Below are 20,273 nucleotides of genomic sequence, written 5' to 3'. Positions count from 1 at the left end.
TACAACCGAAAGGTCACATCGATGTCGAAAACGACCGCGCACGTTGTCGCGGATGCGTTGGCGTGCTCGGGGATTCGTCACATTTTCGCCTATCCCGGCGATCCCATCATCGAACTGATGGAGAGCTCACGGGTTCGCGGCATCGATGTGGTCCTGGCCCGTCGGGAAGGTACCGCCGCCTTCATGGCCGAAGGTGTCGCGATGCAGACCGGCAGGCCCGGGGTGTGTCTGTCGACGCTGGGGCCCGGATCGACCGCCATGGTCAACGGGGTCGCGGCGGCCAACACCGACCGGGTGCCGATGATCGCGCTCTCGGGGCAGATTGAGACGGCTCGCGAGCAGTTCTTCACCCACCAGGTCGTCGACCACAAGCTGCTGTACTCGCCGATCACCAAGTGGGCCGGGCGGATCGAACCCCGTTCGGTCGGCACCACGATGCGCAAGGCGCTGAGCCTGGCGCAGGCAGAACGGCCGGGCGCCGTGCATCTGACGATCGCCGGCGACCTGAGCCGCGAACCGGCCACCGACCTGAGCTTCTCACCGCCCCCGACCAGGGCCGCGGTGTCGACGCTGTCGGTGGTCAAGGCCGCCGATGCCCCGGACCCGGCCGAGCTGCTGGCGCGGGCGCGGCGGCCGGTGGTGCTCACCGGGATCAGTGCGACACGGGCGGGGGCCACCGACGCCCTGGTGCGCTTCGCCGAGGCGGTCTCGGTTCCCGTTGTGGTGTCGCCGATGGCCAAAGGAGTATTCCCGGAGGACCATTCGCTGTTCGCCGGGGTCCTCGACATGGCCTGCAACCAGGTTCTGTGGCAGCTGCTGGCCGAAGCCGACCTGATTGTCGCGGCCGGGTTCGACGCCGTGGAGCTGATCAAACCGTGGCAGATCGACACCCCGGTGCTGCACATCGATTCCCTGGCCAACAGCGATCAGATCTACGCCAGCGAGGTCGAGTGCCTCGGTGACATCCCGGCCATCCTGGACTGGCTCACCGAGCAGTGGCGCGGCCAACCCCGGTGGGCTGCGGACGAACTGGAGACGCATCGGAGCACGCTGCGCGACGCCTACTACGAGGGCCGAGTCATCGGCAGACTCAATCCCACCGACGTGGTCGACGTGGTCCGCGCCGCTATGCCTGCCGATACGCTGGCGACCACCGACGTCGGTTCGCACAAGCTGCTGGTCGGTCAGGGCTGGCGCACCCATGGTCCCCGCCAGCTGCTGATGACCAACGGGTTGTCATCGATGGGCTTCGGGATTCCGGCCGCCATCGCGGCCAAGATCGTGGCGCCGTCGCAACCGGTGGTGGCGTTGATCGGCGACGGAGGTTTCGCCATGGCCGCCACCGAGATCCGGCTGGCCGCGTCCCGCGGGCTCGGCATGGTGTTCGTGGTGTTCGCCGACGGCAGCCTGAACCGGATCGAGCTCAAGCAGATGGCGCAGAGCTACCCGAGCACCGCTACCAGGATCGAAGACGTCGACCTGGTGGGCCTCGCCGCGTCGATGGACTGTGACGGCGCTCGCGCGGAATCGGTCTCCGAGTTGGAAAAGGTGCTGTCCGACGTGGACTCGCTGACCCGCCCGCTCGTCGTGGAGGCCCGAATCGACCCGGCACAGTATCAGTCCCAGTTCTAGGAGCGCAGAGTGCTGACCCGAGAGTTCGCCCAGTTCGCGGTAACCCAACGCAAGAACGGCCTTCCGGACGAGGTGTACGCGGCCGCGACGCGCGCCGTCGTCGACTGGTTCGGTGCCACGATCGCGGGCGTGGAGTTGGATCCGGCCCGGATCATGACTCGCACGCTGGTGTCGGCCGAGGACACCGGAGTGTGCGCCCTGGTTGCCGGTTCACGGTCGGTCGATGCCCGTGCCGCTGCGCTTATCAACGGAACCGCCTCGCATACCGTGGAATTCGACGACATCTTTCGGGACGGTATCTACCATCCGGGTTCGCCCACGGTCGCCGCGGCGCTGGCGGCGGCGCAGCAACTCGACCTCGGTGGTGAACGCTTCCTGCGTGCGGTGGCGATCGGCTATGAGATCGGTGACCGCATCGCGGCGGCGATACAGCCCGCGCACTACCGGTTCTGGCACACCACCGGGACCGTGGGTGCCATCGGTGCCGCCGCCGCGGTCGCCGATCTGCTGGAGCTCGACACCGATTCGTTCGCGCATGCGCTGGCGACCGCCACCACGATGGCGGCCGGACTGCAACAAGCCTTCCGGTCCGATTCGATGAGTAAACCCCTGCATGCCGGCCATGCCGCCGATTCCGGGTTGGTGGCCGCGCAGCTCGCCGGTGGCGGCTATACCGGCGCGCTGGACATCCTGGAGGGCTCGGCCGGTTTCGGCGCCGGGATGTCCGATCAACCGGATTGGCCGAAGTCGGTCGAACTGCTGGGAAAACCGTGGGGCATCACAGCGGCCACGGTCAAGAATCACGCCTGCTGTGGGCACACCTTCGCGGCCGTCGACGCCGCGCTGGAGCTGCGTGATCAGGGACTGGACCCCAATCTGGTCGAGGCCATCGAGATACGGACCTACACCACCGCGACGCGGGTCGCCGGGAACCCGGACCCGAGCACCGAGTTCGAGGCCAAGTTCAGTCTGGCTTACTGTGTCGCCGCGGCGATCTGGCTGGGATCGGTGCGCCTGGCCGCCTTCAGCCGGGAGAATCTGGGCCACCCAGGGATCCGTGCCCTGCTGCCACGCGTCACGGTGATCGCCGATCCCGAGTTCGACGTGGATTTCCCGGGCCGCCGCCGGGCCCGTGTCACCGTGCGGATGGCCGACGGCACCGACCGGCATCGACAACGCGACACCAGGAAGGGCGATCCGGACGATCCGTTGACCGACGACGAGATGCGCGGCAAGTTCCTCGAACTCGCCGAACCGGTCATCGGTGAGCGGCGCGCGGAGATTCTCGCCGAACAGCTGTGGGCGGTGCGCGGCCGTGGGTCGGTCCGCGGCCTCGGAACCGAATCGGAAGGTCAATCGTGAAGCAGGCCAGGCTCTTCATCAAGGGACAATGGACGGACGGCGCGACGACCGCCGAGCTGCGGGACAAGTTCAGTGGCGCGGCGCTCGGTGTGCTGCACGAGGCCTCGGATGACCAGGTCGCCGAGGCGCTCGACGGGCTCAACCGGGCGGCGTCGACCACGTCGTTCCCGCACTACGACCGCTTCCGGGTGCTGTCCCGGGCGTCGGCGTTACTCGCCGAGCGGCAGGAGGAGTTCGTCGCGGCGATCGTCGACGATACGGGATTCACGGTGACCGACGCCCAGCGTGAGGTGTCGCGGGCCACCCAGACGCTGCTGCTCTGCGGTGAGGAGGCCAAACGCATCCACGGCGAGGTGGTTCCGCTGCACGGCGCTCCGGGCGGGGGGAGCAGGCTCGCGTTCACCGTTCGCCATCCGGTCGGCGTCGTGTGCGCCATCACCCCGTTCAACTCACCGCTCAACACCGTGGCCCACAAGGTGGGGCCGGCGTTGGCCGCCGGCAACGCCGTCGTCCTCAAGCCGGCCAAGCACACGCCGTTGAGCTCGGTCCTGCTCGTCGAGCTACTGCTGGAATGTGGCCTGCCCGAATCGTTGATCGCTCTGGTCCACGGCGACGGATCCACGGTCGGGGATGCGTTGCTGCGCAGCCCGATTCCGGCGTTCTACGCGTTCACCGGAAGCACCGCCGTCGGAGAACACATCCGTGCCACAGTCGGCCTGCGCAAGGCCCAGCTGGAGCTGGGCAGTCTGGCGAGCACAATCGTGTGCGACGACGCCCGGCTGGACCGCGCGGTAGATGCCTGCATCAACGCGGCATTCCGCAAGGCCGGGCAGGTCTGCACCTCGGTGCAGCGGCTGTACGTGCAATCGGGGATCCTCGACGAGTTCGTCGGGGAACTGGTGGGCCGGCTGCGTGACCGCCGGGTCGGAGACCCCCGACGCGACGACACCTTCGTCGGGCCCCTGATCAGCGCCGGCGAGGCCGACCGGGTGGAGAAATGGGTCACCTTGGCGGTCGAAGCGGGAGCCGCGGTCGCCGCAGGCGGCGGCCGCGAGGGTCAGGTGATCGCGCCGACCGTGCTCAGGGACGTGGCGCCGGATGCCGAGGTGATGGTGAAAGAGGTGTTCGGACCGGTGGTCAACGTGGTCGGGTTCGACGACCTCGAGCAAACCATCGGCGACGCCAACGACACACCGTACGGCCTGGCCGCAGGGATCTTCACCGCGGATCTCAACCGGGCGTTGACCGCGGCGGAGAAGCTGAGGATGGGTTCGGTGCACATCAACGAAACGTCCAGCAGCCGCGTGGATCTGATGCCTTACGGCGGGGTCAAGGAGAGCGGAACCGGACTGGAAGGCCCGCGCTACGCGATCGAGGAGATGACCGAGGCCCGACTCATCACGATCGGACCGGCGTAACACCCGGGCCCGACAGATGTGAACGGGACGGTGAGACCGGTGCGGACAGGAGCGCGGGGAGGCGCAGAGGTCTGCCCGCGGTCAGTGGGCCGCCTCGGTCGCGGCGTACATCTGAAGTCGCACATTGCGGGCGCCGGTCATGTGGTCCTCGGCGATCTTGCCCGCCAGGTCCCGATCGCCGGCCTTGATCGCTTCGATCAGTTGGCGGTGTTCCTTGAGCACGGTGTCCCAACGATCGGGATAGGTCAACGTGGTCTCCCGATACCGGATCAGATGCGCATGCAGCCGCACCAGCAGATCGACCAGGGTCGCGTTGTGGCTCATCGCCCAAACCGCTTCGTGGAACTTGCGATTCGTTATCGTCAGCCGGTCGGGATCATCGGTCGAGGCGTCCTGCATCGCGGTGTGTACCTGTTCGAGCCGCAGCAGGTCGAGATCGGTGCGGCGCTCGGCGGCCGCGCGGGCCGCCGCACCTTCCAGGATGATCCGCACTTCGTAGATCTCCAGGATCTCCTCGGGGCTGCGGCCCCGGACCTGCATGCCCCGCGGGCCACGTTGGACCAATCCATCCTGCTCGAGCCGACGCAGTGCCTCGCGCACCGGGGTACGACTCACCCGGTACTGGGCCGCCAATGCCAGTTCGGTGAGCGGATCACCGGCGGCGAATGCGCCGTCGACGATGGCTTCGCGCAGTTGCTGGTAGACGTCCACCCCACCCGTTCCTTCCGTTCCGGACCTACGTCCTCCCAACGCTTGTATCCGGAGGTATACCTCTCGAGAGGTTACCAGGGCCGGACCGCCGCAGCGGCGAATACCAACGTTCGGCGAGCCACCAAGTTACCGCAGCCCCGTCGGGTGAGGAGGTCCACATGTGGGCGTACGAATTAGTCGGCCCGGGCTCCCTCGAACAGACCGATGCGCCGACACCCAGTCGCGAAGGGTTGGCCGTCGGTTCGGTGCTGCTGCGGACGCTCGCGGGCGGCATATGCGGCAGTGATATCCCCAAACTGACCGGTGCGAAAGGAGCCTGCGTCGACGGAGACGGACGACTCGGCCGGGGCAGGCCCGGTTATCCCATGCACGAGGTGGTCGGGGAGGTGATCGCATCCCGCAGCGATGAGATCCGCGACGGCGCACGCGTTGTCGGCTGGGCCACCCACAACGACGGGCTTGCCGAGTTCACGGTCACCGCAGCCGATCAGCTACATACATACGACCGGTCGCTCACCCCGGTGGACGCGGTGCTGATCCAGCCGCTGGCGTGCGTTCTTGAGGCGATCGACCGGATCGCGGTACGCGGCGAGGACGTCGCGGTGATCGGCCTCGGGCCGATCGGTCTGTTGTTCGCCCACGCGGCCAAGGGCCGCGGGGCCCGCCGGGTGACGGGTATCGATCCCGTCGACCGCTCGGATGTGGCGGAAAAGTTCGGGATCGACGAGTTGGTGGTGGCGCCCGCGCGCACGTGGGCGCGCAGCGTCTCCGACGGCAACAGGCCGACCACGGCGATCGAAGCGGTCGGCCACCAGGTGTCTACGCTCGACGATGCCGTCGCGGGCTTGGCCGTGGGTGGCACCCTGCTGTATTTCGGCATCCCCGACGACGAGTACTACCCGCTGAACATGGAGCGGTTCCTCCGCAAGAATCTCACCCTCATCGCTGGAGTCACCCGCAGGCGCCGTCAGGCCCTCGCCGCGGCCGACGCCTACCTCGACCGGTTTCCGGAACTGAACCCGACGCTGGTCACCCATCGTTTTCCAGCCGCGGCGGCGCAGTCCGCCTTCGACGCCGCGGCCACGCCGAAGCGTGGCCGCCTGAAGGTGGTGATCTCGTTCACCGACGTCGATTCAGGCCAGGCGAAAGTTGGTGTGCCGCAGTGATCGAGCAGCACGAGGCAGCAACGGCCACTGGCGTTGGCAGGTGGGCCTGGCAACAGTGGGCGCTCTGCCGGGGGTATCCGTCCGAGGTCTTTTTCCCCGAAGCCGTTCGGGGGCGGGAACTGCATCGCAGGGAAGAAGAAGCCAAACGGATCTGCATAGACTGCCCGGTCCTCGCCGAATGTCGCGAGCATGCGTTGAGAGTTCCGGAGGCCTACGGGGTGTGGGGAGCGCTGGCTCCACGCGAACGCGCCCAGCTCGCCAAGCGCTGGTCCGTGGCGACGCGCAAAAGCCCCGGCAAGTCGCACCCGGCCGTCAGGCCCCCGGCGCCCACGTCGGCGGCGGCATGGTTACGAGTCTGACGTCGCGGCCCGCCGCTGTCGTCCGGGTGGCCGGCACGGTGTGGCGTTTCTCTGACGTATCATGACGACATGGAAGCGACAGCGTCGGATATCGAGGCCCTGCTCGCCCGGGTGAACGAGGCGACCGCATTGCTGCAGCGGTCGGCATCCGTGCCCGACGAGGTCGCCACGCTCATCGACAATTTCGGCGAGACGTTGGGTGCTGCGACGCCGCTGCGGTTGGCGGCCGACCCGTACCTCACGACGATGTTGTGGGCCGCGGCGTTCCGTGCCGAAAAGGCGCTCCGCCACGACAACGACGAGCGGCGGCGGCGCGATGTGCGGGTCGCGCTCGAGCAGTTTCGTCACGCCCTGCGCGATATCGTCGAGCGCCGGCCGTTCGACGACGGCGCGTCGGTCCGCGACGTGCTGGCCAGGACCGCCGATGCGGTCGACGTCCCGCAGAAGGAGCTGGCCGACCTGTTGGGCGTATCGGTGCGCAAGCTTCAGCGTTGGCTCAGTCCCGACGGGCCCGAGCCGTCGGGCCGGGACGCCGCGCGCATCAGGACCGTGGGAAACATCGTGAGCCAATTGCGTCACGCCTTCACCGGGCCGGGGGTGATGGCGTGGTTCACGCGTCCGCACCCGGTCCTGCGGACCCGGCCGGTCGAGCTTTTGGACGATCCGCTCGGGTACCCGGAACTGGTGGGTGCGGCGGCCGCGGCGCGCGCCACCACCGCATGACGTTCACGGTCTTCCGGCATGCGGCCTACGACTCGCCGTGGTGGGCGATTCCGAGCTCGCGGTCGGGGCGGTTCAACCGCGCTAGGCAAGCCACCACTCAATATCTGTGCCTGCACCCGCTCGGGCCGGCCGCCGAGATGTTGCGGCACAACGTCGGTCCGACGGGTGATCCGAATGACGTGGTGCTCAACCTCTGGACGGCAACGGTCGCCGCCGACGCCGTCGTGCACATCGACTTCGGCGATGCGGCCGGCCACGGCTGTACGCCGGACGAACTCGTCGGCGACGACTACGGCCCCACCCAGTCCCTCGCCGAGCGGGTACGGGCCGGTGGTGCACGCGGCATGGTGGTTCCCTCGGCCGCACTGCCAGGGACGCACAACCTGGTCCTGTTCGGGGAACGGGTGCTGCACCCCTACCTGTGGCAACCCCTTGCGCCCGAGGAGATTCCGACCGGGCACCTCACCGACGGCGCCCGGGCCACGGCCGAACTCGCCGCACAGGTCCGCTGGTTCGGCAGCACACACTCCGCACTCGAGCGGTGGAAGGTGACCGGGGACTACGAGCCGTTCGCGGATCCGATGCCGACCCGCTGGTGAACAGTTTGCCCGCGGGGCGCCCGCTGCGGGCGAAATTAGTTTTCTGATCTAAGGTCTTCCACCTAAGGTGGGGGGTCGCGCAGATGGGGTCGGGGAGACAGGGAGTGGTAATGACGGGCCCGAGCACGGGGGAGATTGCGACGCAGCCACCCGCCCGGTCGAGCGCCAACGTGATCATCGCACTGCTGGTCGGATCGGCCTTCGTGATGATCCTCAACGAGACGATCATGAGTGTGGCGCTGCCCGCCCTGATCGTCGACCTGAAGATCGCGGCGAGCACGGCGCAGTGGCTCACCAGCGGTTTTCTGCTGACCATGGCGGTCGTCATCCCGATGTCGGGCTCGCTGCTGCAACGGTTCCCGGTCCGCACCATCTACGTGGCGTCGATGGCGCTGTTCTGCACGGGCACTCTGGTGGCTGCGGTGGCGCCGGGCTTCGCGGTGCTGCTGGTGGGCCGCATCGTGCAGGCCTGCGGCACCGCCGTCATGATGCCGTTGTTGATGACGACGGTCATGACGTTGATCCCCGCCGAGCGTCGCGGGCAGATGATGGGCACCATCTCGATCGTCATCGCCGTCGCACCGGCCATCGGTCCCACGCTGTCGGGTTTCATCCTGGGTTCGCTCGACTGGCGGTGGATGTTCTGGATCGTGCTGCCCATCGCGCTCGTCGCGCTCACGGCCGGTCTGGCGTGGTTGCGGGTCGCTGACGAGCGGCAGGACCCCACCCCGATCGACCCGGTCTCGGTACCGCTCTCGGCGATCGCGTTCGCGGGGCTGGTGTTCGGCCTCTCGCTGCTGGGGGAGTCCGCTCATGGCCGGCAGGGTGTGCCGGCCTGGGTGCCGATGACGGTCGGTGCGGTCGCGATGGTTCTCTTCGGCTCCCGCCAGCTGCAGTTGCAGCGACGCGACCGCGCCTTCCTGGACCTTCGGCCGTTCACCTACCGGCGATTCTCGGTGTCGCTGGGCCTGGTGATCCTCGGTTTCATGGGGCTGTTCGGCGCGATCATCATGGTGCCGCTCTACGTGCAGGACGTCTTGAAGCAGAGTGCGCTGGTCGCCGGGCTGGCGACGCTGCCGGGCGGGCTGCTGATGGGTGTGGCCGGTCCGCTGGTCGGGCGGGCCTACGACCGCCACGGTGCCAGGATGCTCGTGGTACCCGGGTCGGTGCTGCTGTGCGGGTCGCTGTGGGGGTTCACGGCGTTGTCGGCGGCATCGCCGGTCTGGGAACTCGTCGCCCTGCAGACGGTCATGATGGTCGGTCTGTCGATGATGTTCACGCCGCTGATGACCGACGCACTCGGCGTTCTGCCCGACCGGTTCTACTCGCATGGCAGCGCGATCCTCACGACACTTCAGCAGGTGGCGGGCGCGGCGGGGACTGCGTTGTTCGTGACGGTGATGACCAAGGCGTCCCACGCCGGCGGGGCTCCGGATCTGCCCGGCGTGCACGCGGCCTTCACGGTCGCCGCGCTGATCAGCGTGATCGCCGTGATCGCCGCGTTCTTCACCGCGCCCCGCCCGAGCCCCGCGGGCGGCACTCCGACGCACTGAGGGGTTTTCGTCAGACCGCAGACTCCTGGGGTTCCCGTTGGATCGGCGTCGGCCACGGCTGGGGCACCGGCCGTGGACGCACCCGCTGCGGCCACCAGAACCAGCGGCCGAGCAACGCGGCCAGCGACGGTGTCATGAGCGATCGCACCACCAAGGTGTCGAACAGCAGCCCCATGCCGATCGTCGTACCCACCTGCCCGATCACGATCAGATCGCTGACCGCCATCGAGATCATCGTGAAGGCGAACACCAGGCCGGCGGCGGTGACCACCGAACCGGTACCCGCCATCGACCGGATGATGCCGGTCTTGAGTCCGGCGTGGATCTCCTCCTTCATCCGCGACACCAGCAGCAGGTTGTAATCGGCCCCGACCGCGAGCAGCACGATGACCGACATCGGCAGCACCATCCAGTGCAACGGAATCCCGATCGCGTGCTGCCACAACAACACCGAAAGACCGAACGACGCACCCAGACTCAGCACCACGGTCCCGACGATCACCGCCGCGGCCGCGATCGCGCGGGTGAGCACCACCATGATCAGGAAGATCAGGATCAGCGCGGCGGTCGCGGCGATCAGCAGGTCGTAATCCGCACCCTGCTGCATGTCCTTGTACATGGCCGCGCTGCCGCCGACGTACACCGTCGAGCCCTCCAGCGGGGTGCCCTTGATCGCGTCGGCCGCCGCGATACGAAGCGGCTCGATGTGCGCGGTGCCCTCCTCGGTCAGCGGATCACCTTGGTGGAACACGGTGAACCGGACGGCGCGACCGTCGGGGGAGAGGAACAGCTTGATCCCCCGCTGGAAGTCGGCCGTCTGGAACGCCTCCGGCGGCAGATAGAAGTTCTCGTCGTTGCGGGCCGCGTCGAACGCCTGCCCCATCGCCGTGGCGTTCTCCTGGTTGGCCATGTTCTGGTCCTGCTGCGCCTTCTGCGCCTGGTACTGGTTGAGCAGGTACTGCTTCTGGTTCTTCATCGTCTGGATCATCGCCGGCATCACGGCCGCCATCTGCGGGGTGAGGTCGGCCATCCGGTGCAGGTCCGGCACGATCGCCTGGAAGTCGTCGGACATCTGGCTGATGCCGTCCAGGGTGTCGAAGATCGACCGGAGCGAATGACACATCGGGATGTCGAAGCAGTGCGGCTCCCAGTAGAAGTAATTGCGCAACGGGCGGAACTGATCGTCGAAATCGGCGAGGTGGTCACGCACCTCGTTCAACGTCATCGAGGTGTTGTCCATCTTGTCGGCCATACTGCTGGTGACTTCGGCCAATTCGAGCGTGATGCCGTACAGCTTCTCCTGAGAATCGATGGAGGTCTGCATCTCGTTGGCCTGCTTGAGCGTGTTCTCCAGCACCTTCTGCTGATAGTCGTTGTTCATCAGTTGGCCTGTGCCGCTTTGGCTGAGCGTGTAGGCCAGGGAGGCGTGCTCGATGGGCTTGCCGTCGGGCCGGGTGATCGTCTGCACCGAGGCGATGCCGTGCACCCGGGCCATCGCCTTGGCGATTTTGTCGATCACCAGGAAGTCCGCGGGGTTGCGCAGATCGTGGTCGGTTTCCACCATGATCAGCTCGGGATTCATCTTGGCGTCGGAGAAGTGCCGGTCGGCGGCCGCATAACCGACGTTCGCCGGCACCTCATCGGGCAGATAGATGCGGTCGTTGTAGGTGGTGTGGTAACCCGGCAACGTCAACAACCCGACCAGAGCCAGCACGGTGGCCCCGACCAGCACCGCCCCGGGCCAGCGCACGGTGGCCGCACCGAGGCGCCGCCAGCCGCGGGCCCGCCCCATCCGCTTGGGGTCCAAGACCTTTCCGAACCGGGTGACCAGAGAGATCAGCGCGGGACCGAGGGTCAGCGCGGCGGCGACCACGATCGTCATGCCGATCGACAACGGGATGCCCATGGTCTGGAAGTACGGCAGCCGGGTGAAGTGCAGGCACAGCGTTGCCCCGGCGATGGTCAGGCCGGAAGCCAGCACGACATGCGCCGTACCGTGAAACATGTTGTAGTAGGCCGATTCCTTGTCCTCGCCCGATCGTCGTGCTTCCTGGTAGCGGCCGATCAGGAAGATCGCGTAGTCGGTGGCCGCGGCGATCGCCAGCGTCACCACCATGTTCGTGGAGAACGTGGTGAGCCCGAAGACGTTGTGGTAGCCCAGGAATGCGACGATGCCGCGGGCCGACAGTAGGCCGACGACCACCATGCCGAGCGTGATCACCACCGTGATGATGGAGCGGTAGACGGCGAGCAGCATCACGGTGATGACGGCGAAGGTCAGCCCTTCGATCGTCTTCATGCTCTCGTCGCCGACGATGTTCTGGTCGGTGGTGGTCGCGGCAGGCCCCGTCACGTAGGCCTTGACTCCGGGCGGTGCCTTGGTGTCGGAGACGATGTTGCGCACCGCGTCGACCGACTCGTTGGCCAGCGCCTCACCCTGGTCGCCGGCGATGTACGCCTGCACGTAAGCGGCCTTGCCGTCGGCGCTTTGGGCGCCGGCGGCGGTCAACGTATCGCCCCAGAAATCCTGGACATGCTGGATGTGGGTGGTGTCGGCGCGCAGCTTGCGGACCATCTCGTCGTAGAACGCGTGGGCATCGGCGCCCAACGGATTCTCGCCCTCCAGCACGATCATCACCGAGCTGCTGGTGTCGTACTCGCCGAACACCTTGCCGACGTGTTTCGTGGCGATCAGCGACGGTGCGTCGTTGGGGCTCATCGACACCGCGCGCATCTTGCCGACCTCTTCGAGCTGCGGCACGGTGGTGTTGAGGATCGCGACGATGGCGATCCACACCAGCACGATCGGTATGGCGAAGACGCGGATGAGGCGTGGCAGCCGAGAGCGTTTGACGTGCCGGGCCTGCCGGATCGCGTCGGTCGGCGCGTCGTCGGTGTGGTGCTCGGTGCGCTCGCTCATGCGGCCTTCACCAAGCAGTACGTCGCGGCGTTCATGCCCTGAGCCGTCCTTTCGTCTTTGACCTCGTCGTCGACGGTGACGCGGCAGCTGATGGACTGACCGTCACCCTGCGCCAGCAGATTCGGCATGACCGACGGGATCGTCGTCTCCAACCGCAGGGACCACGGCAGGCTGACCTCGCCGGTGCGCTGCGGCAGACCGTCGAGGTCGACGTAGTTGATGTTCGCGGTGGAGCCCGTTCCGTAGACCTCGTACACCACGACCTTGGGGTTGAATTTCTCGGCCGTGTCGTTGTCGACGGGTGTCACGACGGCCCCGTCGGAGCCGAAAACCGACCGCAGGTGGGACACGCTGAGCGCGCCGACCGCCACCGCGACCACCATGAGGACGGGCACCCAGACCCGTTTGAGTGTCGAGATCACGGAATCTGCCGTATCGACGAAAGGGCTTGGCACGCAGCAGTTTTAGGGCACGCGGCAGCGCGCGCCGGGACGACGGTCAAAGTCGGGCCTTTCCACGTGGGTCCCCCGGACCGATCGAAGGCCCGTTAAGTAGTCAACCTAAACTGAATAAGTGGATCAAGTCAATCCACTTATGGCGACCGTCACGCTAAACTCCGAACCATGGCCGACGAACCCCGCCGCGCGCTGCGCAGTGACGCACAGCGCAATCGGCAGCGTGTGCTCGACGCGGCACGCGAGCTGTTCGCCGAGAAGGGCCTCGAGGCGACGCTCAACGATGTGGCGCACCATGCCAATGTCGGAGTCGGCACGGTGTACCGGCGATTCGCCACGAAGGAAGAGTTGCTGGACGCGGTCTTCGAGGACGGAATCGACCGGATGGTGTCCCTGGCCGAGACCGGATTGCGGAACGAGAATTCGTGGGACGGTTTCGCGTGGTTCGTCGAGCAGATGTGCGAACTGACTGCGACCGACCGCGGTCTGCGCGAGATGGTGTACAGCAAGGCCTACGGCGGGCACCAGGTCGAGTGTTCGCGGCTACGTCTGGAGCCGGTGATCTCGAAACTCGTCGAGCGGGCCCGCGACGACGGTTACCTGCGTCCGGACGTCGAACCCTCGGATATGCCGATCCTCGGCCTGCTGGCCGGCACAGTCGGCGAATGGGCCGGCCACGTCGAACCCGACCTCTGGCGTCGCTACGTCGCGCTGCTGGTCGACGGCATGCGCCACCGGGAGGGGCGGGCCCGCCTGCGCGTCGACGCACTCGACGAGGATCAGATGGATGCGGCGATGCGGGGTTGGCACCCGGCCGGGTGCCCTTCCGGGTGAGCCGGGCCGGGGCGACCGGAACAGCAAGCATCCGATTGACATCCGGACCGAGTGGGTACGGTCGAAAGCATGGATGTCTATGCCTTGGCCTTCGAATGGACGGACACCAGTCGGCATTGGCTTGTCGAAGTGCCGGTGCGGATCGCGGTCTATATCGTCCTCGCCCTCGTCGCGTGGTATGTGCTGCATCGCATGATCGACCGGGCCACCATCGCCCGTCCGCGCAAGGAGAAGGAAGACAAGCCCGAGCGGAAGGGCACGCCGCCACTGCTGCGCCACCTGCGCGACCGGGTGCCGGCCTCGGCGTCGGGCAGGCAGATCGCCGAGCGACGCCAGCAGCGGGCACAGACCATCGGGTCGGTTCTCAAGTCGACGGTGTCGATCATCCTGCTGGTCTGGGTCGTGCTGACCGTACTCAATGTGCTCGGCGTGAACATCGCCCCGTTCATCGCCTCGGCAGGGGTGATCGGGCTCGCCATCGGCTTCGGTGCGCAGAATCTGGTGCGTGACTTCGTCACCGGGGTGTTCATGTTGCTGGAGGACCAGTACGGGGTCGGCGACACGGTCGATCTGGGCGAGGCGGTCGGCGAGGTGCAGAGCGTGGGCCTGCGGATCACCACCGTCCGCGATATCGACGGCACGCTGTGGTACGTCCGCAACGGTGAGATCGCCCGAGTCGGCAATATGAGCCAGGAGTACGCGGTCGCGCGGATCGAAGTGCCGGTCGCGCTGACCGCCGATATCGACCGGGCCGAGCAGGTGGCGGTCGAGGCGGCCGAAGCCGTCATCGCCGAACCGGCGCTGACCAAAAAGGTGTTGGGTAAACCCGAGATGCTGGGCGTGCAGGAGTTGTCACCAGATCTGCTCACGCTGCGGATGACGTTGAAGACGCAGCCCAACGCGCAGTGGTCGGTGCAGCGCAAGCTGCGACGTGCGGTGCTGTGTGCCTACGACGAGCACGGTATCGACCTGCCCTACCCGGCCGGGCGTATCCACGCGCTCGTCGGTGGGAAAGAGCAGAAAGAGGCCTAGGCACCAACGCAACAGAGCCGGGCCTTGTCGGGCACCGGCTCTGGACAGCGTGACGTTCGGGTCAGCGGTGGGAGTCCTCGAACTCGTACCGCTGGGCCACCGCGATCAGCTCTTCGCGGATCGTGGAATCGGGCAATGCGTTGATCCGCGCATAGAGGCGTCGCCGTCCGTTGGCGCGCTTCAGATTTGCGCGAAACTGCGCGAGAGACATTCTGCTCACTCCTTATAAGTGCCCCGGTTCGCGGGGACTTAACTGTTATCGGCGCCCACCGGTCGGGGATCGCTCGACTGGTGGAACACTTCGATGGTCCGTGTTAATTCTGGGTAAAGCAACTTTGCCGGTGTGAGATTCACTACAGCTCAACCGATTTCGGCTCCAACGGGTGTGTGGCGTCACATTCCGGCCTGCGGCGGCCGTGAGTCACGGTGAAGGGCGCCACACCGGCGAATCCACCCCTGGTTATGCTCGGTGCGGCGACGGCGCCCACCGAGGTGGTCTCGTCAGAAATGGCGGACGCGCGGCACCCGGGGAATTGAGCAGTGCAGACCACACAGAGCGAGCCGGTTCTCGTCGAGACCGAGGCGGGGCGGGTCCGCGGTGACCTGACCGGCCTGAGCGGCGTCGCTATCGTCCTCGTGCTGGTGTGTCAGGTCTGGTTGGGTCGGGTCTCCGGCGGGATCGACATCCTCCTCGTCCTGGCCGGGTTCGGTATCGGCGGCCGCATGCTGGGCGGTCTCGGCGCCACGGACCTGAGCGCAGAAGTCGGGTGGTTGGCGCGCCGCCTGGTGCCGCCGCTGGTCCTGGTGCTGGCGGCGTGTGCGGCGTTGACGATCGCGGTGCAACCGCAGACGCGCTGGGAGGCGTTCGCCGACCAGACGTTGGCGACGCTGGGCTTCTACCAGAACTGGGAGCTGGCCCGGACCGCCAGTGAGTATGTCCAACCGAGTGAGGCGGTCACGCCGATACAACACCTGTGGGTGGTCTCGGTGGTGGGCCAGTTCTTCGTCGTCATCCTCGTCCTGGCCCTGGTGGTCACCGCGGCCACCCGCCGCGGTGCGCGGCGACACCGCGAAGCCATCCTGGTGGCGGCGGCCGGTCTGCTGACGCTGGCGTCGTTCGGCTACGCGGTCGACGCACACGCCGGCAACCAGCTGACCACCTACTACAGCGGTGCCGCCCGGATGTGGGAGCCGCTGGCCGGGGTGCTGGCCGCGGCGGTGGCCGCGCGCATCCGGTGGCCGGGCTGGTTGCGCGCCGCCACCGTGGTGACCGGATTGACCGCGATCGTGTCGGGCAGCCTGCTGATCGATGGGGCGATGGAGTACCCGGGGCCGTTGGCGCTGGTCCCGGTCGGGGCGGCGGTGCTGGTCATTCTCGGTGCCGGCCAGGGCGCCCCTCCCGCGTGGACGGACCGTCTGCTCGGCAGTCGCACGCTGGTCACGGCGGGTGCCATGGCTTACTCGCTGTACCTGTGGCACTGGCCGCTGCTGATCTTCTGGCTCGCCTCCATCGACGACGACGCGGTCGGGCTGATCGACGGCGGTGCGGTGATCGCGGTGGCCGCGGCCTTGGCCTGGATCACGTGGCGATCGGTGGAACAGCCGTGGCGGGGCGGCGCGCTGCGGCTGCTGGGCCGGCCGCGGCTGGGGTCGGTCGGGTTGATCGTGCTGCTGGTGGCGGTACTGGCGGTCATGTCGCTGGCCTGGCGGAGCCACGTCGCGCTGGCCCGGTCCAGCGGTGTGGAGCTGAGCACGTTGTCGCTGCGCGACTATCCGGGTGCGCTGGCGGTGACCGGGAACCGCAAGGTCGCGAAGCTGCCGATGCGTCCCACCGCGTTGGAGGCGCCCGATGACGTGCCGCCGACGACGGTCGACAAATGCGTCACCGATTTCCCCGACGAGGAGGTGATCACGTGCGACTACGGGGACCCCAACGCATCCAGGACGATTGCCCTGGCCGGCGGATCCCATTCCGAGCACTGGCTCACCGCGCTGCACCTGCTCGGCCGCCAGCACGGATTCAAGGTGACGACGTATCTGAAAATGGGTTGCCCGCTGACCACGAAACCGATGCCGCTGCTGGCCGGGCCGTTCGAGCCGTATCCGCAATGCCGAACCTGGTCGGACGCCGCGATGGCGCAGATCATCGCCGACCGGCCGGATTACGTGTTCTTCACGACCACCCGGCCGGTCCTCAACGGCGCGGGTGACTATGTGCCCGACTATTACGTCGGGATCTGGGACCAACTGTCCGCCAACGGTATTCCGATGCTCGGAGTGCGCGATACCCCGTGGATGCTGCGCGAGGGCATGTTCTTCTCGCCGGTCGACTGCATGTCGGCGGGCGGTGACGCCGACGCCTGCGGGCTGCCGCGGCGTGAAGCCCTGGCCGAGCACAATCCCACGCTGAACTACGAGGCCGGGCGTCCGGCGCTGCATGTGCTCGATCTCAGCGATGCCGTGTGCCGGGCCGATATCTGCCGCGCCGTGGAAGGCAATGTGCTGGTCTATCACGACGCCCACCACCTGTCCGCCACCTATGTGCGGACCCTGGCCGACGAGCTGGCCCGCCAGCTCTCCGACGCCACCTCGTGGTGGTGACTTCACCCCCGCGAGCAGGCATAAACCTGCCCGAATTCACTCGAAAACAGGCAGTTTCGCGTCTGCTCGGCGGGGGTGTGGGTCGCCGGCCCTGGCGCGACCCTTGGGCCAGATGGCCGAACCCGGTTTGCGCCCCTCGTGCCGGATACCCCACAGCGCGCCCCTGGTGACCCCCTCCTTGATCCAGCCCGCGATACGCCCGCCGATCCGGCCCCCGACGTAGACGTCGACCGGTGTGTCGTCGCGGCGGGTGAACTGGAATCTGGCGGACCGCCGGCCCAGCCCCACATTGGTCACCGCGAAGGCCAGGCGCAGCGGCGCCGGTGGGGTGCCCGCGATCCGGCTCAGCACGGTGTCGGCCGCGGTGGCCGCGGTCGGCCCGGCCGCGTAGCAGCACATCCGCAGGGCCTGACCCGACGGTGCGGCCGCGTCACCGCCCGCGAGGATGCGCTCATCGTCGACACTGGTCAACGTCTCGTCGGTGACCAGCCTGCCCAATTCGTCGGTGCGCAGGCCGCTGTGGGCGGCCAGCTCCGGCACGCCGAAACCCGCGGTCCACACGGTGACCGCGCTGGGCAGCGTGGTGCCGTCGGCCAGCGCCAGCGCGTCCCGGCGGACTTCGGTGACCACGCCGGTCTCGACCAGCCCGATCCCGTTGCCGGTCAGCCACTTGGCGACCGACCGACGGGCCGGCTCCGAGAACGACGGTGCGAGCCTGCCGCCGCACACCAGGATCACCTTGTGTCCCTGCTCGGCCAGCTCGGCGGCCGTCTCGATACCGGTCAACCCGCCGCCGACGACGGTCAGCCAGGCGTCACGGGGCAGCGCATCGATCGCGCTGCGCAGCCGGGCGGCATGCTCCAATTCGGCTATCGGATAGGCGAATTCGCCGGCCCCCGGCACGCTCTCCGGGGCGGTTCCGGTACTGCCGACCGCATAGATCAGATAGTCGTAGCGCAGCGCCCGGCCCGACGCGAGCCGTACCGTCCGCGCATCGGCGTCGATGCGGGTGGCGCTGTCGACCACCAGGTTCACCCGCCGGCCGAGCAGCTCGCCGTAGTCGGCGGTGGCCACGCCGGTGCCGGCCGCGAACTGATGCAGTCGCATCCGCTGGACGAACTGCGGCCGTGCGTTGACCAGGGTGATGTCGACGCCGGGGTCCTTCTGGAGGCGGTTCGCCGCCAGGGTGCCGGCGTAGCCGCCCCCGATCACGACGACGTGGGTGCGTCGGTTGGCCATGATGGTCTCCTGTTCTCGCGGTTGACGTGCCCACAAGATGCCGACGACCGCTCGGGCGTGACACGGTGTGACGAGCGTCACTATGGAGTCGGGGTTGGTGGCGCCCGCGGGTGCCGAAACGGGGCTTGTTTATATTGTGGGCATCTGCCCATAATGTGAGTGAGCCTTAGATCACACCACGCCTGTGTTGTGACCCACGGGTGCCGCAGGAGTCGTCCTAGGAGTTCGTCGATGTCACATACCGCCGTCATCGTCCATACCGCGATCGCGATCCTCGCCGTCGTGGTGTTGATCGTGAGGTTCAAGTTCAACCCCGTCGTATCGCTGGTGGTCGGTTCGGCCTACCTTGGACTGGCGGTGGGCCTGGGTGTCGAGAAGACCATCGAGGCCATCACCACCGGGTTCGGCGACATCATGGCCGAGGTCGGTCTGCTGATCGCCTTCGGTGTGCTGATGGGCGCCATCCTGCAGCAGACCGGGGCGATCCAGCGGCTGGTCGAACTGCTGTTACGGCTGTTCGGTCCCAAACGCATGCCGTACGCCATGTCGTTGACCATCGCCACCGCCCTGCAGTCGATCTTCCTCGATGTGCTGCTGGTCATCTCGGCGCCGCTGGCCCGCAACCTCGCCAAGCGGATCGGCCGCAACGGCACGGCCCGAATGGCGGCGGCGATGGCGATCGGCCTGGAATGCGGCATCGTGCTGACCGTCCCCGGCGTCGGGGCCCTGGCCCTGGCCGGTCTGCTGGGAGTGCCGCTGGGCAAGATGCTGCTGTTCGGCGTGTGCCTGGTGATCCCGACCGTGGCGATCTCGGTGGCCATCATGTCGTTCCTGTTCAACCACGGTTGGTGGGATCCCGAACGCGACGAACAACCGTTTCTCGGTGACGAACCCGCCGAACTCGACACCGCCGACGGTCCGGCACCCGACGCCGACGTTGCCGGCGACACCGGCGACGGCGGCGGCGGGGTCGCGGTGAAGTCCTCGGTCGAACGCCGCACCCAGACCCCGCTGGTGGTGTTGTTCGCGCCGATGCTCACCGCGCTGGCCCTGATCGCCGTCGGCGCCATCCTCGATGCGGCCGAAATCCACAATCCCATCGTGAATTTCGTGTCCTCTCCGGTGATCGCCCTGCTGATCGGGCTGATCGGCACCAGCTTCGTCGGCCGCTACGCCCTTGGTGGCGCCGCGATCGAGACCGCGATCGCCACCGGGTTCAAGGAGAGCGGCCAGATCCTCATCCTCACCGGTGTCGGCGGCTCCCTGGCGGCGACGATCAAGGCCGCCGGCCTCGGCGACATCCTCGGCGAGTACTTCACCGCCAGCACCGCGGCGCCGCTGCTGGTGGTGTGGGCCATCGCGGCCGCGCTGCACGTGGCGGTCGGCTCGGTGACGATCTCGGCGATCACCTCGGCCGGCATCCTGGCGCCGGTCGCCCCGATCATCGGTCTGGACCCGGTCCTGATCGCGCTTGCCGCGGGCGCCGGATCGCTCTTTGCGGTGCACGTCACCAGCAACACCTTCTGGCTGCTGCAGTCGCTGATGGGTCAGTCCACCCGCGGCGCGCTCAAAACCGTCACGGTCGGGGTTTCGGTGGCCTCCGTGGTCGCGATCCTGCTGATCCTTCCGGCCAGCCTGCTGTTCTGAGGACCGCCGAACCCGTGGATGA

General features: G+C 67.5%; 17 protein-coding genes. 12 read left to right on the top strand and 5 right to left on the bottom strand.

The features are described from left to right. The first annotated feature begins 21 nt into the window (after positions 1–21). From ACWDTP_RS00425 to ACWDTP_RS00415, 3 genes are read left to right on the top strand one after another with little or no spacing between them, the layout of a single operon-like run. On the top strand, positions 22–1,632 hold the full coding sequence (locus ACWDTP_RS00425; RefSeq protein ID WP_450015442.1) for a thiamine pyrophosphate-binding protein: 1,611 nt from the start codon (positions 22–24) through the stop codon (positions 1,630–1,632). Between the two features lie 9 nt (positions 1,633–1,641). After that, complete coding sequence (locus tag ACWDTP_RS00420; protein ID WP_450015440.1) at positions 1,642–2,994, top strand: MmgE/PrpD family protein; 1,353 nt, start codon at positions 1,642–1,644, stop codon at positions 2,992–2,994. Continuing rightward, entirely contained in the window at positions 2,991–4,412 is a 1,422-nt protein-coding gene (locus tag ACWDTP_RS00415) for an aldehyde dehydrogenase family protein (RefSeq protein WP_450015438.1), read from the top strand. Before ACWDTP_RS00420 ends, ACWDTP_RS00415 begins: the two co-directional genes overlap by 4 nt. Before the next feature lie 81 nt (positions 4,413–4,493). Here the strand turns inward: ACWDTP_RS00415 and ACWDTP_RS00410 are convergent, their stop codons facing one another. Further along, positions 4,494–5,123: a GntR family transcriptional regulator gene (locus ACWDTP_RS00410; protein ID WP_450015437.1), complete on the bottom strand. Its 630-nt coding sequence runs from the start codon at positions 5,121–5,123 to the stop codon at positions 4,494–4,496. 158 nt (positions 5,124–5,281) lie between these two features. Between ACWDTP_RS00410 and ACWDTP_RS00405 the strand changes: the two genes are divergently transcribed. The 5 genes from ACWDTP_RS00405 to ACWDTP_RS00385 all read left to right on the top strand — a co-directional run bounded on the left by ACWDTP_RS00405 (position 5,282) and on the right by ACWDTP_RS00385 (position 9,523). Continuing rightward, the gene (locus ACWDTP_RS00405) at positions 5,282–6,289 is read left to right on the top strand and encodes a zinc-binding dehydrogenase (RefSeq protein ID WP_450015435.1); all 1,008 of its coding nucleotides are present in this window, start codon (positions 5,282–5,284) and stop codon (positions 6,287–6,289) included. Beyond that, positions 6,286–6,648, top strand: a complete 363-nt coding sequence (locus tag ACWDTP_RS00400) for a WhiB family transcriptional regulator (RefSeq protein ID WP_450015433.1) — start codon at positions 6,286–6,288, stop codon at positions 6,646–6,648. Before ACWDTP_RS00405 ends, ACWDTP_RS00400 begins: the two co-directional genes overlap by 4 nt. A gap of 69 nt (positions 6,649–6,717) precedes the next feature. Further along, positions 6,718–7,371 carry a hypothetical protein gene (locus tag ACWDTP_RS00395; RefSeq protein WP_450015431.1) on the top strand — a complete coding sequence of 218 codons (654 nt, stop codon included), beginning with the start codon at positions 6,718–6,720 and terminating at the stop codon, positions 7,369–7,371. Further along, the gene (locus ACWDTP_RS00390; RefSeq protein ID WP_450015429.1) at positions 7,368–7,970 is read left to right on the top strand and encodes an RES family NAD+ phosphorylase; all 603 of its coding nucleotides are present in this window, start codon (positions 7,368–7,370) and stop codon (positions 7,968–7,970) included. The genes ACWDTP_RS00395 and ACWDTP_RS00390 overlap by 4 nt, the downstream gene beginning before the upstream one ends. Positions 7,971–8,080: 110 nt before the next feature. Beyond that, on the top strand, positions 8,081–9,523 hold the full coding sequence (locus tag ACWDTP_RS00385; RefSeq protein WP_450015427.1) for a DHA2 family efflux MFS transporter permease subunit: 1,443 nt from the start codon (positions 8,081–8,083) through the stop codon (positions 9,521–9,523). A gap of 10 nt (positions 9,524–9,533) precedes the next feature. Here the strand turns inward: ACWDTP_RS00385 and ACWDTP_RS00380 are convergent, their stop codons facing one another. Both ACWDTP_RS00380 and ACWDTP_RS00375 read right to left on the bottom strand, forming a co-directional pair. Continuing rightward, positions 9,534–12,443, bottom strand: coding sequence for an MMPL/RND family transporter (locus ACWDTP_RS00380; RefSeq protein ID WP_450015425.1), 2,910 nt, complete (start codon positions 12,441–12,443; stop codon positions 9,534–9,536). Continuing rightward, a complete protein-coding gene (locus tag ACWDTP_RS00375) occupies positions 12,440–12,865 on the bottom strand; it encodes an MmpS family transport accessory protein (RefSeq protein ID WP_450015423.1) in 426 nt (141 codons plus the stop codon). The genes ACWDTP_RS00380 and ACWDTP_RS00375 overlap by 4 nt, the downstream gene beginning before the upstream one ends. Positions 12,866–13,066: 201 nt before the next feature. Between ACWDTP_RS00375 and ACWDTP_RS00370 the strand changes: the two genes are divergently transcribed. After that, on the top strand, positions 13,067–13,732 hold the full coding sequence (locus tag ACWDTP_RS00370) for a TetR/AcrR family transcriptional regulator (RefSeq protein WP_450015421.1): 666 nt from the start codon (positions 13,067–13,069) through the stop codon (positions 13,730–13,732). A gap of 69 nt (positions 13,733–13,801) precedes the next feature. Continuing rightward, positions 13,802–14,764: a mechanosensitive ion channel family protein gene (locus tag ACWDTP_RS00365; RefSeq protein ID WP_450015419.1), complete on the top strand. Its 963-nt coding sequence runs from the start codon at positions 13,802–13,804 to the stop codon at positions 14,762–14,764. A gap of 61 nt (positions 14,765–14,825) precedes the next feature. Here the strand turns inward: ACWDTP_RS00365 and ACWDTP_RS00360 are convergent, their stop codons facing one another. Continuing rightward, a complete protein-coding gene (locus ACWDTP_RS00360) occupies positions 14,826–14,975 on the bottom strand; it encodes a hypothetical protein (RefSeq protein WP_450015417.1) in 150 nt (49 codons plus the stop codon). Between the two features lie 329 nt (positions 14,976–15,304). On the opposite strand from ACWDTP_RS00360, the gene ACWDTP_RS00355 reads away from it, so the two are divergent. Further along, a complete protein-coding gene (locus tag ACWDTP_RS00355) occupies positions 15,305–17,365 on the top strand; it encodes an acyltransferase family protein (RefSeq protein WP_450015415.1) in 2,061 nt (686 codons plus the stop codon). A 36-nt stretch (positions 17,366–17,401) separates the two neighbouring features. Here ACWDTP_RS00355 and ACWDTP_RS00350 read toward each other — a convergent pair whose 3' ends face one another. Then, positions 17,402–18,604 carry an NAD(P)/FAD-dependent oxidoreductase gene (locus ACWDTP_RS00350; RefSeq protein ID WP_450015413.1) on the bottom strand — a complete coding sequence of 401 codons (1,203 nt, stop codon included), beginning with the start codon at positions 18,602–18,604 and terminating at the stop codon, positions 17,402–17,404. A gap of 231 nt (positions 18,605–18,835) precedes the next feature. On the opposite strand from ACWDTP_RS00350, the gene ACWDTP_RS00345 reads away from it, so the two are divergent. Continuing rightward, a complete protein-coding gene (locus ACWDTP_RS00345; RefSeq protein ID WP_450015411.1) occupies positions 18,836–20,251 on the top strand; it encodes a GntP family permease in 1,416 nt (471 codons plus the stop codon). Positions 20,252–20,273 lie beyond the last annotated feature (22 nt).

It is taken from the genome of Mycobacterium sp. NPDC003449 (genome assembly GCF_053588415.1).
The sequence above is the reverse complement of the archived record's forward strand: the minus strand, read 5'-3'. Positions and strand labels throughout refer to the sequence as shown.

Bases quoted from the DNA above. Each gene is read 5' to 3' on its own strand.
- ACWDTP_RS00425 (WP_450015442.1), top strand. From the start codon at position 22: ATGTCGAAAACGACCGCGCACGTTGTCGCGGATGCGTTGGCGTGCTCG.
- ACWDTP_RS00360 (WP_450015417.1), bottom strand. From the start codon at position 14,975: ATGTCTCTCGCGCAGTTTCGCGCAAATCTGAAGCGCGCCAACGGACGG.
- ACWDTP_RS00345 (WP_450015411.1), top strand. From the start codon at position 18,836: ATGTCACATACCGCCGTCATCGTCCATACCGCGATCGCGATCCTCGCC.
- ACWDTP_RS00385 (WP_450015427.1), top strand. From the start codon at position 8,081: ATGACGGGCCCGAGCACGGGGGAGATTGCGACGCAGCCACCCGCCCGG.
- ACWDTP_RS00380 (WP_450015425.1), bottom strand. From the start codon at position 12,443: ATGAGCGAGCGCACCGAGCACCACACCGACGACGCGCCGACCGACGCG.
- ACWDTP_RS00395 (WP_450015431.1), top strand. From the start codon at position 6,718: ATGGAAGCGACAGCGTCGGATATCGAGGCCCTGCTCGCCCGGGTGAAC.
- ACWDTP_RS00350 (WP_450015413.1), bottom strand. From the start codon at position 18,604: ATGGCCAACCGACGCACCCACGTCGTCGTGATCGGGGGCGGCTACGCC.
- ACWDTP_RS00370 (WP_450015421.1), top strand. From the start codon at position 13,067: ATGGCCGACGAACCCCGCCGCGCGCTGCGCAGTGACGCACAGCGCAAT.
- ACWDTP_RS00390 (WP_450015429.1), top strand. From the start codon at position 7,368: ATGACGTTCACGGTCTTCCGGCATGCGGCCTACGACTCGCCGTGGTGG.
- ACWDTP_RS00365 (WP_450015419.1), top strand. From the start codon at position 13,802: ATGGATGTCTATGCCTTGGCCTTCGAATGGACGGACACCAGTCGGCAT.
- ACWDTP_RS00405 (WP_450015435.1), top strand. From the start codon at position 5,282: ATGTGGGCGTACGAATTAGTCGGCCCGGGCTCCCTCGAACAGACCGAT.